Source organism: Pseudoalteromonas sp. SG43-4 (assembly GCF_014164325.1).
GTDB classification, from domain to species: domain Bacteria; phylum Pseudomonadota; class Gammaproteobacteria; order Enterobacterales; family Alteromonadaceae; genus Pseudoalteromonas; species Pseudoalteromonas distincta.
The window spans coordinates 211,206-226,511 of the sequence record NZ_JACJFB010000006.1 but is presented as its reverse complement, the minus strand read 5'-3'; the positions used below and the strand labels follow the sequence as shown (position 1 = coordinate 226,511).

Sequence of the window (15,306 nt, the reverse complement as noted above, 5' to 3'; positions counted from 1 at the left end):
TAAGCAAATAAAAAAGGCCGCTTATATAAGCGGCCTTCAAAAGTTAAATTGGCATCTAAATTAAGGCGCCCAATATACTTCAATATTGATACTTGGGTGATTAAGCACGGCGCGAAGTGGCATGTCATTAACATCGCCGCCCGCTTTTGCTTGCTTATAAACAGCGAGTTTTTCTTCACCGCTAATTAAAAGCTTAACCACTTTAGATTGTGCAATGGCATTTAACGTAAGCGTCATTCGCTCAGTAATACTACCCGTCACATCACTTTGTATCGCATTAATTGCACATACTGTTTGCTCAGTTGTTAAACCATGCTCTAAACCGTCTGCATTTGGGAATAACGACGCTGTATGGCCATCTGGGCCCATACCTAAAATAGTTACATCATATGGGCTTTTTAACTCGCTATAAGCCGCTTCACACTCTTGTGCGCCCTGTTGAGCCGTTGCTGCAGCGTTCTTCATAGTAATAAAGTTTGCAGCACTACCATGATTTTGTAATAAAGTACTTTTAATAAAAGCTTCGTTACTTTTTTCATGGCTTGGGTCTACCCAACGCTCATCAACCATAGCAACATCAACATGTTGCCAATCTAAATCAAGCGTTGATAAATGCTTATAAGCGGGCGCAGGAGACGAGCCGCCCGACACCATTAATACAGCACGGCCATCGTTTTTAATGCCATCACGTAATGATTGCTCAAGCGTTGCAGAAAGCTCAGCTGTTAACGCGTCTTTATCGTCAAAAAACTTTTCAACTAATGTTGCCATGCTTATACCTTATCGCCTGTGTTAAACCATACGTGGTTGTTTTCTGCTAATAATTCATCAGCATCATCAGGTCCCCAACTACCAGAACGGTAAAGCGCAGGTTTGCCTTTGCCTTGCCATCTATCAATAATTGGATCAATCCACTTCCACGCTTGGCGCACTTCATCACGGTGAATAAATAACGATGGGTTATTTGCAGCAGCATCAAGCATTAAACGCTTGTACGCATCTGAATGGAAACCATTGCTGTAAGCTTGTGAAAGCTCAATATTCATTGTTACTGGCTCAAGTTGCATTTGAAGATTATCAAGGCGCTTAGACATAAGCGTTAGTTGAATTGTTTCCTCTGGCTGCAAACGAATAACAAGGCGATTCGGCTCGATATTGCCCACGTTATCTTCGTAGATATTGTGAGATACTTTTTTGTATTCAACCACAATTTCTGCACAGCGCTTAGCCATACGTTTACCCGTACGAAGGTAAAATGGAACACCTGCCCAGCGCCAGTTATCAATATGCGCGCGAATAGCTACAAACGTTTCTGTTTTACTAGAACCTTCATTTAGCTCTTCTAAGTAACCCGGTACAATTTTACCGTTTAAGTCACCTGGTACGTATTGACCACGAACAATATTTTCATCAACATCACCATCTACAAGCGGGCGAAGTGCTTCTAATACTTTTAGTTTTTCGTTACGAATGCTGTTAGCGTTTAGCTTATTAGGCGACTCCATTGCAACTAAGCAAAGTAGTTGTAATAAGTGGTTTTGAACCATGTCACGAAGTGCACCGGCTTTATCATAAAAACCAGCGCGGCTTTCAAGACCAACCGTTTCTGACAAGCTAATTTGAATATTATCAATAGATTTAGCATCCCACATATTTTCAAACAATGAGTTTGAAAAACGCAGCGCCATTAAGTTTTGTACTGTTTCTTTACCTAAGTAATGGTCAATACGGAAAATTTGTTCTTCATTAAAAAACTCTGCAATTTTTCCATTAATTGCTTCAGCAGAATCACCGCAATAACCAATTGGCTTTTCAACAACAACGCGTGATGTAGGGGTAATTAAACCTTTAGTCGATAATATTTCACAACATGTGCCGTAAACAGCAGGCGGAAGCGATAAGTAAAACACGCGAGACTTAGTGCTTTCGTGCTCATCTAAAATGCCTTTTAGCACATCCCAGTTGTCGTCTGCTTCTGTAACATTACTTACCACTGGCACTAAAAAAGTAGAAAACGCTTTCCAATCTTTAGCGTTAAACTCACCTTTGCTTAAAAATTCTTGTAATGCTTTATGCGCTGTTTCTATGTATTCAGCACGTTTCGATTCTTCGCGCACTGTTGGTAGGATACGTGAGCCTTCAGGTAAGTTACCTTCTTGATATGCTCTGTACATTGCAGGTAGCAATTTGCGTAACGCAAGATCACCACCGCCCCCAAAAATTATAATATCAAAAGGATTAAGCATAGTTACTCTCTACGTTGTGATACCCAGTACATTTTGTAAATGCGCGGGTATGCCTATTTATTGCTAGATTAGATGGCTTTTATAGCTGTATTTAAATAAAAGCCTGCTGAATTGTTCTGTATCGATGATTTATTATTATTGTTTATCATTGCGCTTATTAAATGAGCCTTAGGGGCCCTGTATCTCCTCTCACAAAAATACAGACCCTAAGCACTCCAGCGCTACCCGTTCAAAGGTACTCGGTTTACTTACTTGCGTAAGCGAATTTTTTACTGCGTACGGTTTTGTTTGTAGTACGCCATTAAGCCGTTTGTAGAACTATCATGAGCGTGTTTCACGCTATCATCAGTGAGTTCACTCTCAATTTTAGATGCTAAACCTTTACCCAGCTCTACACCCCATTGGTCAAACGAGCATATTTCTAAAATAATGCCTTGGCAAAATATCTTATGCTCATACAGTGCAATTAAACGGCCCACTGTTTTAGCATCTACTGTATCTAATAGCATAGACGTTGTAGGACGATTACCTTGATGAATTTTATGATTTAATAACTCATCAATCTCTGCTTGCGATTTACCCTTAGCGGTTAAATCAGCTGTAACTTGCGCTGCATCTACACCACTCATCATCGCTTCTGTTTGTGCAAAGAAGTTCGATAATAAAATATCGTGATGCTTATCAACATTCACTTGTGGCTTAACTGATGCAATAAAATCTGCAGGTACAATTACATTACCTTGGTGTAAACACTGATAAAAGGCATGCTGACCATTAATACCCGTCATGCCCCAAATAATTGGAACTGTAGTATAAGGTACCGTTTCGCCTGCAAAGTTAACGTGTTTACCGTTACTTTCCATTTCGCCTTGCTGTAAATACGCAGGCAACATATGAAGTGCTTGATCGTACGGTAATATAGCTTGCGCTGTATAACCTAAAAAGCTCGTATTCCATACACTAAGCAATGCCATAATTAATGGTATATTTTGCTCAAACGGCGCTGATTTAAAGTGCTCGTCTATTTCAAACGCACCTTCTAAAATTGCTTCAAAGGCGTCGTAGCCTAAATATAATGCAATTGGTAAGCCTATCGCACTCCAAAGTGAAAAGCGACCACCAACCCAATCCCACATAGTGAATACGTTTTCGTCGCTGATACCAAAGGCTGCCGTTTTTTCTAAATTTGTACTTACTGCAACAAAATGCTTTGCAATTGTACTTTCATCTTTTGTTGTTTGTAAAAACCAGTCAACCGCCGTCTTTGCGTTTGTCATGGTTTCTGACGTAGTAAATGTTTTTGACGAAATAACAAATAATGTTGTTTCAGGGTCAATGGCTTTTAATATAGACGAAATTTGTACACCGTCAGCATTAGATACGTAGTGAACATTTAACGTATCATCAGCAAGTGCTTTTAATGCCTCAGTTGCCATTTGTGGACCAAGGTTAGAGCCACCAACACCAATACTTACAACATCTTTTACCGCTTTGCCGGTATAGCCTAACCATTTACCGCTACGAACTTTTTCTACAAACACTTTAATTTTAGCTAATTCGTTGTCTACGGCTTGTGTCACGTTTTCGCCATCAACAATTAATGGAGTGTGAGCACGATTACGAAGTGCCGTATGCAAAACTGAGCGGTCCTCAGTGATATTTATTTTTTCACCGCTAAACATTTTATCGCGCCACGATGCAATATCGCATTCTTTAGCAAGCGACATTAAGTTAGCAAAAACATCGTTATCAATAAGTTGCTTAGAATAGTCGAATAATACGCCTGGTACTTGAGTAGAAAACTGAGAAAAGCGCGTGTCATCTTGTGCAAATAACGTTTTTAGATGTGTTTGTTTCATCTTAGCTGCACTTTGTTCTAGTGCTTGCCAACTTGCTAGTTGCGTTCGGTTAGACATGGAAATATCCTCTATTTTTTTCAATCAATTGATTTAAAAATGTTTTTTATAAAAGCAAAACTCTTAATACTACTTATTCACACTAAATTAAAGCGCAAATAGTATAACTAAAAATGCAAAAAAAGTGCTGTTTTTATAATTTTATGTGCAGATGATAACGCAATTTTTAGCTTTTGACACCGGTATCATAAAAATTTTATAAATTAATTTACCTGTAATTTTAAAGGCAACGGCATAGCTTAATCAATCAAAATGAAATATTAATGAATTTTTATAAGCGCTGCTAATTACTTTTCATAGTTATTCACTAATTACTGTAATTGTTTGCCTTGCAAACAAATAAACCTTAAAAACAAAAAATCGGCTCTAAAGCCGATTTTGTATAAATTACAATTTTTGCTTAATTACTAAGCGCTAGCCCACCACTTAGGTTATAAACAGTTTTGTATCCTAGCTGCATTAAATTGCTCGCAGCAATCTTTGAGCGGTTACCACTGCGGCATAATAAAATATATTTGTTATTTTTACTTAACTGCCCTTCAAATACCGCATTTGCCATTCTGCTAAGCGGTATATTTAATGTTTTTTCATCAAGTGTATTAAATAACTGAGCAACATTATTTGCTCCATGTTCATACGGCTCCCGAGTATCTATTAAATATGCATCGCTGGTGTTTAACATTGCTTTAGCGTCATCAAAATTTAATTGCTGTGTATCAATCTCAGGCAATGCATTTACATAACCACATAATTGCGTGTTATTTACTTGCTTTGAAGCGTCGTACTGCTGCTTTTGTATTGTAAATTCATCAACTGAAATACTGCCGCTTACTAACGCATTGAGTAATGGCGTTTGGTTTTGTTGTACAGCCCAGTTCATGGCAAAACATTGTTGGTAGTCGTGCCCTGAGCAAATAATGCTGGTGCTATTAAGTTGCTCGCTTATTGCTAAAATAGAGCGTGCCATTGCTCTTGCATCCCCACCTATAAGCGATGTATTGCCAAGCCCTGCAGGCAAAATTAAATCACCACAAAAACAATAACGCGTTTCGCCATTACTATTTTTTAATAAATAACTTACGCTATCTTTGCTGTGCCCAGGTGTCGCTATTTTTTCAAGTACGTCATTTGCTAAGCTAATACTTTCTGCATTTAGTGGCCAACCTAAAGCATCAACCTCACCTTTTACAACTCTTGATGCAAGAACGCTGGTTAATAAATTAGTCGCTGACTCTCGCTCTTGATGCAGATGAGTATTAAGCACCGCTGATATAGTTAAGTTTTGTGTATTGGCTATTTTTTCAAAACGCGGAATAAGCTCAACAATCGGGTCTATTATAACTGCGCGCTTATCATCGCTTACATAAAGCCAACTACATGCTCCTTGGTGCCTAAACTGAGTAAGGCCAAGTGCGCACACCTCTTGTTGTGGTGTAGTGCTATCAGATACAATTAAACAGTTAGCCTGTAGTATTGCTTTAAGAGCGCGAATCCGCACACAAGCATCATCAATATCGTGTTGTGTTGCCGCAGGTCCAAACGATAGCCTAATCGCATTTTCACTTTGCCACTTACTTGCACCCATTGCATCTAAAACAAAACTTGTTGATGCGCCCGTACTACAAGCCGAGCCACCACTTACGCGAATGCCCGCAGCATCAAATAAATCAATCACTTCTTTGCTCGTTAAATCGTTTACCGCAAAGTTAAGTGTGGTAGGCACGCTATAAGCAAAATCATGATTAAATGTAATATCGCCAAAGGTGTCTTTTATCGCGCTTTGTAACTGGCTTCGATAAGAGTTTAGTGTGCTAATTGGTTTAAATGTATCGTCTGATTTATCAAGCAACATACTAAATAGTTTGTTTAACCCTGCAATACCGGGTAGATTTTCGGTGCCTGAACGCATTCCACTTTCTTGACCGCCACCCGCTATAAAAGGTGTATACGCACTGCCACTACGAATATATAAAAAGCCAATACCTTTAGGTGCGTAAAGCTTATGCCCCGAAAAAGGAGCGTAATCAATAGTTGTATTACTCAGTGCGAGCGCTTGTTTACCGAGTGCCTGTACGCAATCCACCATCCACGATACATTTTTGTTACGGCTACGGATCACCTGCTCTATAGCGGGTAAATCTTGATATACACCGGTTTCGTTATTAACGGCCATGGTGCAAATCATCAAAGCGTTATTAATATGCTCTGCGATAAAATCTAAATCTAAAATACCGTTACTATCAACCGGAATAGCAAGCACCTCAGCATTAACGTCAAGTACGCTATTCCAATGTTTAAGTGTATTTGGCACCGCTTTATGCTCAGTTGCGCCATATAATAATACAGGGTTTTTAATAGACTGCTTTTTAGCATTAATTAATGTAGAAACCACCGCAGTTTGAATACCCTCCGTTGCACCAGAGGTAAATAGGATATCGCCATTAGTTGCGCCAATAACCGTGCGTGCCTTTTGACGTGTTTGTTCTAATAAATGCTTGGCTTGAATACCTGTGATATGCGGGCTTGAAGGATTACCAAAACATATTTGCATGGTATGAGAAACAACATCAGCAATACAAGGCAACACAGGGGTCGTTGCATTTGCATCAAGGTAAACTTGTTTTACTGGCTCATCGTGCAATAAAAACTCAAACATTAAAAAACGCACCTTATTACTAAAAAATATATCTTATTACCAATAGTACATAAATTTACAGGTAATGAGTAATAATCAATTAGCACTAGAGGTGCGTTTACTATGCTTTTTTAAACTAAAAGTCTGTTTGCTTAACTATTCACTGAGCTCTTTGCTGATCTCTTCGTGCGTTGACGACCAAGCTGTTATTAGCGCTTTTACTAATGAGGCCAACGGGATGGCAAAAAATACACCCCAAAATCCCCATAAGCCACCAAAAAATAATACCGCGACAATTATAAATACCGGATTTAAATCAACTGCCTCAGAAAACAACAGCGGTACAAGTACATTGCCATCAAGCGCTTGAATAATTCCATAAATGATTAAAATGGTCCAAAACTGCGTTTCTAATCCAAACTGAAACAGTGCAACTGCCGCTACCGGAATAGTGACGAGTGCCGCGCCAATAAATGGAATTAATACCGAAAAGCCAACAAGCACACCAAGTAAAGCTGCATAGCGCAAATCTAAAACAGTAAATGCAATGAAAGACACACCACCAACAATTAAAATTTCGAATACTTTACCGCGAATGTAATTCATAATTTGTTGGTTCATTTCGTTCCACACTTGTAAAATCAAGCGCCGTTGCTGCGGGATCAGTTTAGCTATACTCCCTGTCAGCTCCAGCTTATCTTTAAGCATAAAAAACACCAGTAATGGCACAAGTACCAAATATATAAGCCAAGCAACAACATCTTTTAAAGACGTAAGTGAAAACGATAATACCGCTTGACCAAACTCAATAATTTTAGCTTCTACGGTTGCAACAATAGCTTGTACTTGTTCTATATTAATTAAACTTGGGTATTGTTCAGGTAAAGCCATTAAATAAGACTTCCCCTGCTCTAGCATATGCGGTGTTTCTTGCACTAAGTTACTGGTTTGCTTCCAAAGCACTGGGCCGATAACTAAAATAAGAGTGAGCATAATGCTAATAAATATCAACATTACAATAATTGTTGCAGTAAAACGTTTTAAGCCAACACGCTCTAAATGAACAACCGGCCAATCTAGTAAATAAGCGATAACCAGTGCAACAAGCACAGGAACAATTAACGCGCCAAAAAAGTAAAGTAAGGCAACTGATACCAATAATAAAAATAATAAGGTAGACGAATGAGGATCCGAGAACTTCCTTTCGTACCATGTTTTTACGTATTCAAACATGTAATGGCTCCACTAATAACAACCCACGTTGTTTATCAAAATTGTAACTATAAGCATTTTTTTGCAAAAAACGTTCAATGTCGTTCGCACTTTCACCTTTGTTCAGACTAAAAGTGATGCGTTGTTTTGATGACTGTGCACTTCGAAGCGCAAGCTTAAACTGCACAAACTGCTGAGGACACTTAAACTCTTTTAAATCGCGCTCTACCATAACTACTTTATCCGTATAGTAAATGAATAATAAGTCGCATATTTACGGTCTACGTATTTATATACTCAAACCGTTGTAACTTTTTGTTAAAACAATTCCTGCAATAGTTTATCCTTATAACATAACTAGCAGTAAGGATAAGTTAATGCCTGGCACGCATAATAAAGCGCAACTACCAAGTAATCCAACACTCAAAGAGATTAATTGGTTTAAAAAGCAGATTAATTGGGGCGAACTACCTCCTTTTTATCACCTTGTTGCCTCATCAATAAGCGAATCAGAAGGAATTTTAGATCATGGGTTCGACAATGCAGTTAAACAACTTTTAGATAAACGCAATTGGAACTTAGATTTATTAGAAGGCTATGAAGATAACTTAGGTGAAATACATACCAAACATAAGCCACGTATTGCGCTGCACCAAGTATTTACCGACAGAGGCTTTGAGCTATGGGCACAGCCTTATGCTAAAGATGTTATTGTTGATCAATACATAAAAAACAATCGCTTTATGGAGTTTAGAGTGTGGGACCCACATTCAATGAAAAACTTGATCAGAATAAGTCAGTTACATAAGTTTATTGGCTTTTATTTTGAACGAGGCGACAAAGCAGATAAAGCCATTATTTTACATGCACACAAAGTAGTACATAAAATTATTACTTTTTTGCAGCGAGAATTGAACGTTGTAAAGCTTGATGGAGTCACAATAAAAGAACTATACCAATTGTGCGAAAAAGACAGCCGTGCAAGCAGTGACGAAATAGACATAGCCAAAATTGCAATTGGCGAACAAATTAACAAGGAATAAAATGCAGCTAAAATCAGCATTTATCACTTTATGCAGTGCTGCGCTTACGTTTAGCTTATTAATAAGCGAACCTTTAAAAGCGCAAACCAACTTTACGCTTCCTGACTTAGGAACATCTGCATTACAAGCACTGCCACTCGAAAAAGAACAAGCCATTGGCGAAGTAATGATGATGCAAATACGAGGCTCATCACCAGTAATAAATGACCCAGTGCTTGATGAATACCTCACAACTATTGGCCGTAAACTCGTTGCTAATGCTAATGACGTGCGCTTTCCGTTTTCGTTTTTTTGGATAAATAACTCAGAAATAAATGCCTTCGCCTTTTATGGCGGCCATGTAGGCGTGCATACAGGGTTAATAGCTCAAGCCGATAACGAGAGCCAGTTTGCCTCAGTGCTTGGTCACGAAATTGCTCACGTAACACAGCGCCACTTAGCACGAAGAATACAGCAACAACAAGATAACAGCGCGCTGACTATTGCCGGTATGATTGCAGGTATATTAGCAACCGTTGTTGCACCAGATGCGGGTATTGCGATTATATCTGCCAGCCAAACACAATCTGCTTTTAGTCAGTTAACGCATAGTCGCTCAGCCGAGCAAGAAGCTGACCGCATAGGCATGCAAACGCTTAACAATGCAGGCTTTGATGCCCGTGCATCGAGCGAATTTTTAACTAAACTTGCCGCGCAAATTCGTTATAAATATAAACCACCTGCGTTTTTACTTACTCACCCATTACCAGAGAGCCGAGTATCAGATGTGCGTTTGCGTGCAGAGCAATTTCCTGTGCGTCATATGAGTGCCAGTCTTGAGTTTAATTTAGCTAAAAGCCGCGTGCTTGCGCGCTACGACAACAAACCAGAAAACGCCGAAGACCTATTTAGAAAACGACTACGCGAAAATAGCTACGATAACACCGCTTTAAAGTACGGTTTAGCTATTAGCTTACTTGATCAAAAAAAGCTTGATGAAGCAGCCCCAATACTAGACGAGCTTTTAAAAAACGATCCTAAAAACCTATTTTATATAGATACCCATACCGACTTACTCATCGCGCAAAAAAAGGCAGATGAAGCCGTAAAATTTTTAGCCGATTTAAATCAGTATCGCCCTAATAATCAGGTAATTACGCTCAACTATGCCAACGCAGCACTTGAAGCTGAGCAATATGAACTAGCCGAAAATATTTTGAAGAGTTTTTTACTCGAAAAGCCAGATCATAACCTAGGCAAGCAACTTCTTGCTGATGCGTATAAAAAACAAGATAAATTAGCCTCATATCATGAAGCGAACGCCGATGTATTGGCTCAATACGGTGCTTATTTAAAAGCCGCAGACGAAGTACAAAAAGCACTTAACTTCGTAGAGCCAACCGAACTTGTAAAGCAACAGCGTTTAAAAGCACTACTTACCCAGTATCGACTTTTACAAAAAGAGCTTGCAAGACTTTAAGTCTGCAAGCGCTTACCCTAAAATAGACGCAATTCACACTTTGGAATCATTTTATGTCTGTTACTATTTACCACAACCCACGTTGTTCTAAATCACGCGAAACGCTAGCGCTACTGCAAAGTAAAGCGATAGAGCCAAGTGTTGTAGAGTATTTAAAAAACCCTCTTACTCACGAGCAAATTTCAACGCTTGTAATCCAACTTGGTTTTTCATCCGTACGTGAAATGATGCGCACAAAAGAAGATGACTACAAAGCGCTTAATTTGAAAGATGAAACAAATGAGGATGCACTTATTAACGCTATGGTTAAATACCCAAAATTGATTGAACGCCCTATCGTAGTTAATAACAATAAAGCAGCGATTGGTCGTCCACCAGAAAACGTACTAAGCGTTTTATAATGAGTGCAACCATAGTGGTGCTTTATCACTCAAGCCATGGCTCAGTTGAAGCAATGGCTCACGAGATAGCAGAGTCGATAGAGCAACAAGGTGCTAGTGCACTACTTCGCACCTTTGTGGCTAAAAATGCGCATGATATTGTGATCACCAAAGATGATTTAATAAATTGCGATGGTTTAGCATTTGGTACACCAACCCGATTTGGCATGATGGCCTCTCAAGCAAAAAGCTTTTGGGAAACCACCAGCGATTTGTGGCTAAAAGGCCAATTAATCGATAAGCCAGCGTGTGTATTTTCGTCATCAAGTAGTATGCATGGTGGAAATGAAGCAACCTTACTTAACTTATCTTTGCCACTATTACACCACGGCATGATGCTTCTGGGTGTGCCATATGATGTGCCCGAACTACTTGCAACACAAACCGGTGGAACACCATACGGTGCAACACACGTCGCTGGCAGCGCTAATAGTGCACAACTAAGCAAAGACGAAATTAAAATATGCCAAAGCGTTGGTAAACGCCTTACTCACATTGCGAGAAAACTTAAATGACTACAGCTGACAGTCCAGCTAAAAAGCCGATTACGGTAAAATTTCAACGTGCAGCACTATTTGGCTATGTTGGTTTACTTATTCTGATTCCTTTGTGGATGTATTTTGTACCCCCTCTAGACGGTAATACTAGTTGGGTGTCATTGTTTTTTCCTATCATTCCTTTACTGCTGCCGCTAAGAGGCATAATTCAAGACAACACATACACCTATGCGTGGGCTAACTTTATTGTAATGCTTTATTTTATCCACGGTCTTACCATGCTGTGGGCAGCACCAGATGAATTAATTTGGGTGTTGTTAGAGCTTGTATTTGCATCATCTATGTTTATTGGTTGTACTTACTACGCAAGACATCGCGGACAAGAACAAGGTTTAAAAATCCGTAAGCTTAAAGAAGAATTAGCTGAAGAAAAAGCAGCAAATGAGCACGGTAAATAAGGCTTAACCATAAACGCTATATACAAAAAAACGCGCTTAAAGTAATTTAAGCGTGTTTTTTATTAACTGTTTAAAACTAGCTAAACTAAATCGCTCAAGGCAGCTAGCACCACAATACTCGCCAACCCTATTTGAGCAATTAAGCTAATAAACGAAAAGCCTCTAAGCACAAACAAACCCCAAGGGTGTTTAATATGTGGATATAGCGCACAGCGTTTTAATGTGGTCGCAAAGAAAAAACAAATGACTGCAGTCATAGTTAAACCCAGCGTCAGCTCACTTTTAATTGAGAGGGTTTCATCAAAAAAGAAAAACAACTGTAAAGGCAGCAATATAGTCACAATAGCATGTAGCACATGCACTTTTTTAATGCGATCGAACTGCCCTTCTGGCGAAAGTTCTTTAATACCAAAATCACGCTCTAAACATTTAACTAAGTTATTAGCTTTAATACTCACCGCCAAACGATAACAGCTTAAACCTTCTTTATTACGTGCCCTAAAATCGTATCCGGCTTTAATAAGTAGCACCATTAACGACTCATTTTTAGCAAACACAGCATAATGAAGTGCAGTATTACCAAAGTTATCTGTCGCTTTTTTGTCTTGCTTTGCAAGTAGTGTTTCGATCACATTTACAAAGCCTTTTTCGGCGGCCCACATAAAAGCTGTTTTATTGTTTTCATCAGCAAGTACACCAGTAGCGCCTTGCTCAATAAAACGCATTGCCATTGTTTGCTTAGCTGTTTTTTTACGTAAATGAGTAAGCAAAGCTTTTTCTAGCAGTACAACAGAGTCAACATCAGGAGAAACCTGCGTAAGTAGCGTAAAATAGTCTTTACCCGCAGCTACTTTTTCGCTGGCAAGTTCAGAGAGAGTATCTAAATCAGCAATAGACTCTGGAATAAACGCACTTAGGCGCTCTCTAAAATCAACTTCTTTCCAAAGCGCTAATGTGTCCTTTGCCGAGAGTTTACTTTTATTATTTAACGCATGCTCAATTAAGGTGAAGTAGCGTTTACTAAAAAATAAATCAACTAAAGACAGTGGCGTATCTATGGTATTTTGTGCAGCCACGCTTGCGTATTTTTCAAGGCGCTGGCACAGCATAAGTACTAGGCTTTCAGGGGTGTATTCATTATCGTAGTAATGGCTTTTAACCGCACTAATATACGCTTGTGCGTCTTCGTCATATTCAGAGATATGCTGAAAGTAACATTCTTCAAATGGCTCCAGCGGGGTTAGCCATGCCAAATAATAAATAGGTGGCAGCACGGTGGTGCATACACCATCGTCTTCATTTGTAGAACGACAAGCAGGCCAAGCTTCCAAAGCATCTAAAATAAAGGCACCGTTTTGTTCTACCAGTCCTTTAATAAGTAATGGGTATTCCTTTGGCCAAATCAGTACATTTTCCATTAAAACAACACAACTCCAGTGTGGCTTGGGGGTGGTAAGTTATATCAGTTTTAAGCTGACACCACGCTTAATCAAAGTGCCGATATTCTAGCACACCTTTGTTTTGCTGCTAGCGCAAAATTACGCAATAACAACAATCCTTTAGGATTATACCAATTCGCTTAATTAAGTGATTTATTTTGAGGTAGAAAACCGTGTGATAGCAAAGCAAAAATTTCGTTATTTAGTTGTTCTAAATGATTAAGTATTACTGTGGATTGGTATTGTCCTTAGCAAAAATATAAAAACGGCCAAGTACATAAGTAATTGGCCGTTTTTGAGGTTGGAGTTGGGCTTAATCAGAGCCAGACAAATAGTCTATTTACTTTTTAACTCGCTAATAACTTGCTCTAAACCCACATCAGAAATGCGTTGAATAATCTCTTTTTGTTTAGCACTTAATAGTGAAATGCCTTCAGCAACAATATCGTATACTTTCCACTCATTGTTTTTACCTAAACGAAGCTTAAAGCTTAAGTCGATAGTAGGCGCATTTGGCTCAATAATTTGCGTATTAACTGTTGCGTATTCAGAGTCACTTTTTGCGTTATTACGCTCAAATACTACTTTTTGACCCGTGTACTTCATTAGTGCACCGGCGTAAGTGCCTGTTAAGTAATGCTCTACTGCATCTATAAATTGAACAGCTTGCTCGCGCTCAATACCTTTAATGTGTTTACCTAATAATTTAAACGACACAAACTTAACATCAATATGTGGCATTAAACGTTTTTCAACAATGGCAGCCATCGCGTCTTTGCTGGCTGTACCTTTTGAGTTTACTTGGCCAATATCTGCAAAAAGCTTGTCGGCTACCGATTCAAGTAACTGATCTGGTGATTGCTGAGCTTGTGCAAATAACGAACTGCTAAAAAAAGCAGTGGCTAAAACGAATAGTTTAAAGAGTTTCATAATTGTATATGTCTGTGTGATTAAGATGGCTGTAATTTACGCGAACTATACGCAATAAAAAAGGCACAAATAAGCAACTTATTAATGCCAAATTAGCACCAATCAAATAAATAAAATAAATTCAAGCAGTTAGAAAACTCCATTAACAGCTCATATACAACCGGCATTTTGTCCTCATTGTAATTGTTAACAGGCCGCCCTTATCATTTAGTTATCAACTTAAATCAAACGAACATTTGGCACCTATGAAAACGTCACTTAAAACACTTATTATCTCTTTTGTATTAGTAGTTTCACTTTTTGGCAAGCTTGCTTTTGCTCAATCGGACCACGGTTATGCCGTTGACTTTCTCAAAGGCGAAGGTAACGTAAACGGCGTTAAGCTTGCGTATCAGTATCATGCACCTGGTATGCAAAACATTATTGGTGATGCACGCTTTTACTTTGAAACCAGCGTAAACATGTGGGAATACCGCCACGGCGATGAAACACAATCAAACCTAGTACTTGCTATGTCACCTGTACTGCAATTTCCTGCTTTTAGTTTTAACAACACCCCATTTTATGTAGAAGCAGGCATTGGTGTATCACTGATTGATGAAACGCAGTTTGCCGGTAAAAACATAAGTACTCACTACCAGTTTGAAGACCGCATAGGCCTTGTAGCCGATTTTGGCCACACCAATGTTGCCCTTCGCGTTATTCACTATTCAAACGCAGGCTTTAAAGAGCCAAACCCTGGCCTTAACTTTTTAACGCTTTCGGTAGCGAGACGTTTTTAACGTTATTGATTGTATTTTTGAGTAAATCAATTGCTGTTATAGTGCAAAGCGGTCACACTTAAACGTACTAAAGTTTAGGTGATACTGCGATGCAAACTTGGCATATTGTAATTATTGTCGCTGTTGTTCTTGCCATTATCATTGGTAATATTGCGCTGATTAGACTCTCTGCAAAACAGGAGTTTATAAAGCCCAACGCCAATATAAAAAATACAACAGACACAAAAAAGCCCTGATCAATCAGGGCTT

General features: G+C 38.9%; 15 protein-coding genes. 7 read left to right on the top strand and 8 right to left on the bottom strand.

Going from position 1 to position 15,306, the window contains the following annotated elements; all coding sequences use genetic code 11:
• Positions 1–60 precede the first annotated feature (60 nt).
• The 6 genes from pgl to H5160_RS08520 all read right to left on the bottom strand — a co-directional run bounded on the left by pgl (position 61) and on the right by H5160_RS08520 (position 8,241).
• On the bottom strand, positions 61–771 hold the full coding sequence (gene pgl / locus H5160_RS08545) for a 6-phosphogluconolactonase (RefSeq protein WP_024606581.1): 711 nt from the start codon (positions 769–771) through the stop codon (positions 61–63).
• Positions 772–773: 2 nt separating this feature from the next.
• The gene (gene zwf / locus H5160_RS08540; RefSeq protein ID WP_182696114.1) at positions 774–2,246 is read right to left on the bottom strand and encodes a glucose-6-phosphate dehydrogenase; all 1,473 of its coding nucleotides are present in this window, start codon (positions 2,244–2,246) and stop codon (positions 774–776) included.
• 269 nt (positions 2,247–2,515) lie between these two features.
• On the bottom strand, positions 2,516–4,162 hold the full coding sequence (pgi, locus tag H5160_RS08535; RefSeq protein ID WP_039487336.1) for a glucose-6-phosphate isomerase: 1,647 nt from the start codon (positions 4,160–4,162) through the stop codon (positions 2,516–2,518).
• A 400-nt stretch (positions 4,163–4,562) separates the two neighbouring features.
• Positions 4,563–6,818, bottom strand: a complete 2,256-nt coding sequence (locus tag H5160_RS08530) for an aminotransferase class V-fold PLP-dependent enzyme (RefSeq protein WP_182737216.1) — start codon at positions 6,816–6,818, stop codon at positions 4,563–4,565.
• Positions 6,819–6,953: 135 nt separating this feature from the next.
• Complete coding sequence (locus H5160_RS08525; RefSeq protein ID WP_024606584.1) at positions 6,954–8,030, bottom strand: AI-2E family transporter; 1,077 nt, start codon at positions 8,028–8,030, stop codon at positions 6,954–6,956.
• Positions 8,023–8,241, bottom strand: a complete 219-nt coding sequence (locus tag H5160_RS08520; RefSeq protein ID WP_002961455.1) for a sulfurtransferase TusA family protein — start codon at positions 8,239–8,241, stop codon at positions 8,023–8,025. Before H5160_RS08520 ends, H5160_RS08525 begins: the two co-directional genes overlap by 8 nt.
• 145 nt (positions 8,242–8,386) lie before the next feature.
• Between H5160_RS08520 and H5160_RS08515 the strand changes: the two genes are divergently transcribed.
• The 5 genes from H5160_RS08515 to H5160_RS08495 are packed head-to-tail and all read left to right on the top strand — an operon-like array spanning position 8,387 to position 11,906.
• Complete coding sequence (locus tag H5160_RS08515; protein ID WP_024597628.1) at positions 8,387–9,052, top strand: hypothetical protein; 666 nt, start codon at positions 8,387–8,389, stop codon at positions 9,050–9,052.
• A 1-nt stretch (position 9,053) separates the two neighbouring features.
• Entirely contained in the window at positions 9,054–10,511 is a 1,458-nt protein-coding gene (locus H5160_RS08510; protein WP_039487326.1) for a M48 family metalloprotease, read from the top strand.
• Between the two features lie 53 nt (positions 10,512–10,564).
• Positions 10,565–10,912 carry an arsenate reductase (glutaredoxin) gene (arsC, locus tag H5160_RS08505; RefSeq protein ID WP_182696116.1) on the top strand — a complete coding sequence of 116 codons (348 nt, stop codon included), beginning with the start codon at positions 10,565–10,567 and terminating at the stop codon, positions 10,910–10,912.
• Positions 10,912–11,466: an NAD(P)H:quinone oxidoreductase gene (gene wrbA / locus H5160_RS08500; protein ID WP_010555076.1), complete on the top strand. Its 555-nt coding sequence runs from the start codon at positions 10,912–10,914 to the stop codon at positions 11,464–11,466. Before arsC ends, wrbA begins: the two co-directional genes overlap by 1 nt.
• Positions 11,463–11,906, top strand: coding sequence for a DUF2069 domain-containing protein (locus H5160_RS08495; RefSeq protein ID WP_024595679.1), 444 nt, complete (start codon positions 11,463–11,465; stop codon positions 11,904–11,906). Before wrbA ends, H5160_RS08495 begins: the two co-directional genes overlap by 4 nt.
• 80 nt (positions 11,907–11,986) lie before the next feature.
• Here the strand turns inward: H5160_RS08495 and H5160_RS08490 are convergent, their stop codons facing one another.
• Positions 11,987–13,324: an ankyrin repeat domain-containing protein gene (locus tag H5160_RS08490; protein ID WP_182737215.1), complete on the bottom strand. Its 1,338-nt coding sequence runs from the start codon at positions 13,322–13,324 to the stop codon at positions 11,987–11,989.
• Positions 13,325–13,681: 357 nt separating this feature from the next.
• Positions 13,682–14,275 carry a phospholipid-binding protein MlaC gene (locus H5160_RS08485; RefSeq protein ID WP_024595677.1) on the bottom strand — a complete coding sequence of 198 codons (594 nt, stop codon included), beginning with the start codon at positions 14,273–14,275 and terminating at the stop codon, positions 13,682–13,684.
• A 245-nt stretch (positions 14,276–14,520) separates the two neighbouring features.
• On the opposite strand from H5160_RS08485, the gene H5160_RS08480 reads away from it, so the two are divergent.
• Positions 14,521–15,057 (top strand): acyloxyacyl hydrolase, encoded by a 537-nt coding sequence (locus H5160_RS08480; RefSeq protein WP_138489347.1) that lies wholly within the window; start codon positions 14,521–14,523, stop codon positions 15,055–15,057.
• Between the two features lie 89 nt (positions 15,058–15,146).
• Positions 15,147–15,293 (top strand): DUF2897 family protein, encoded by a 147-nt coding sequence (locus tag H5160_RS08475; RefSeq protein WP_138489348.1) that lies wholly within the window; start codon positions 15,147–15,149, stop codon positions 15,291–15,293.
• Positions 15,294–15,306 lie beyond the last annotated feature (13 nt).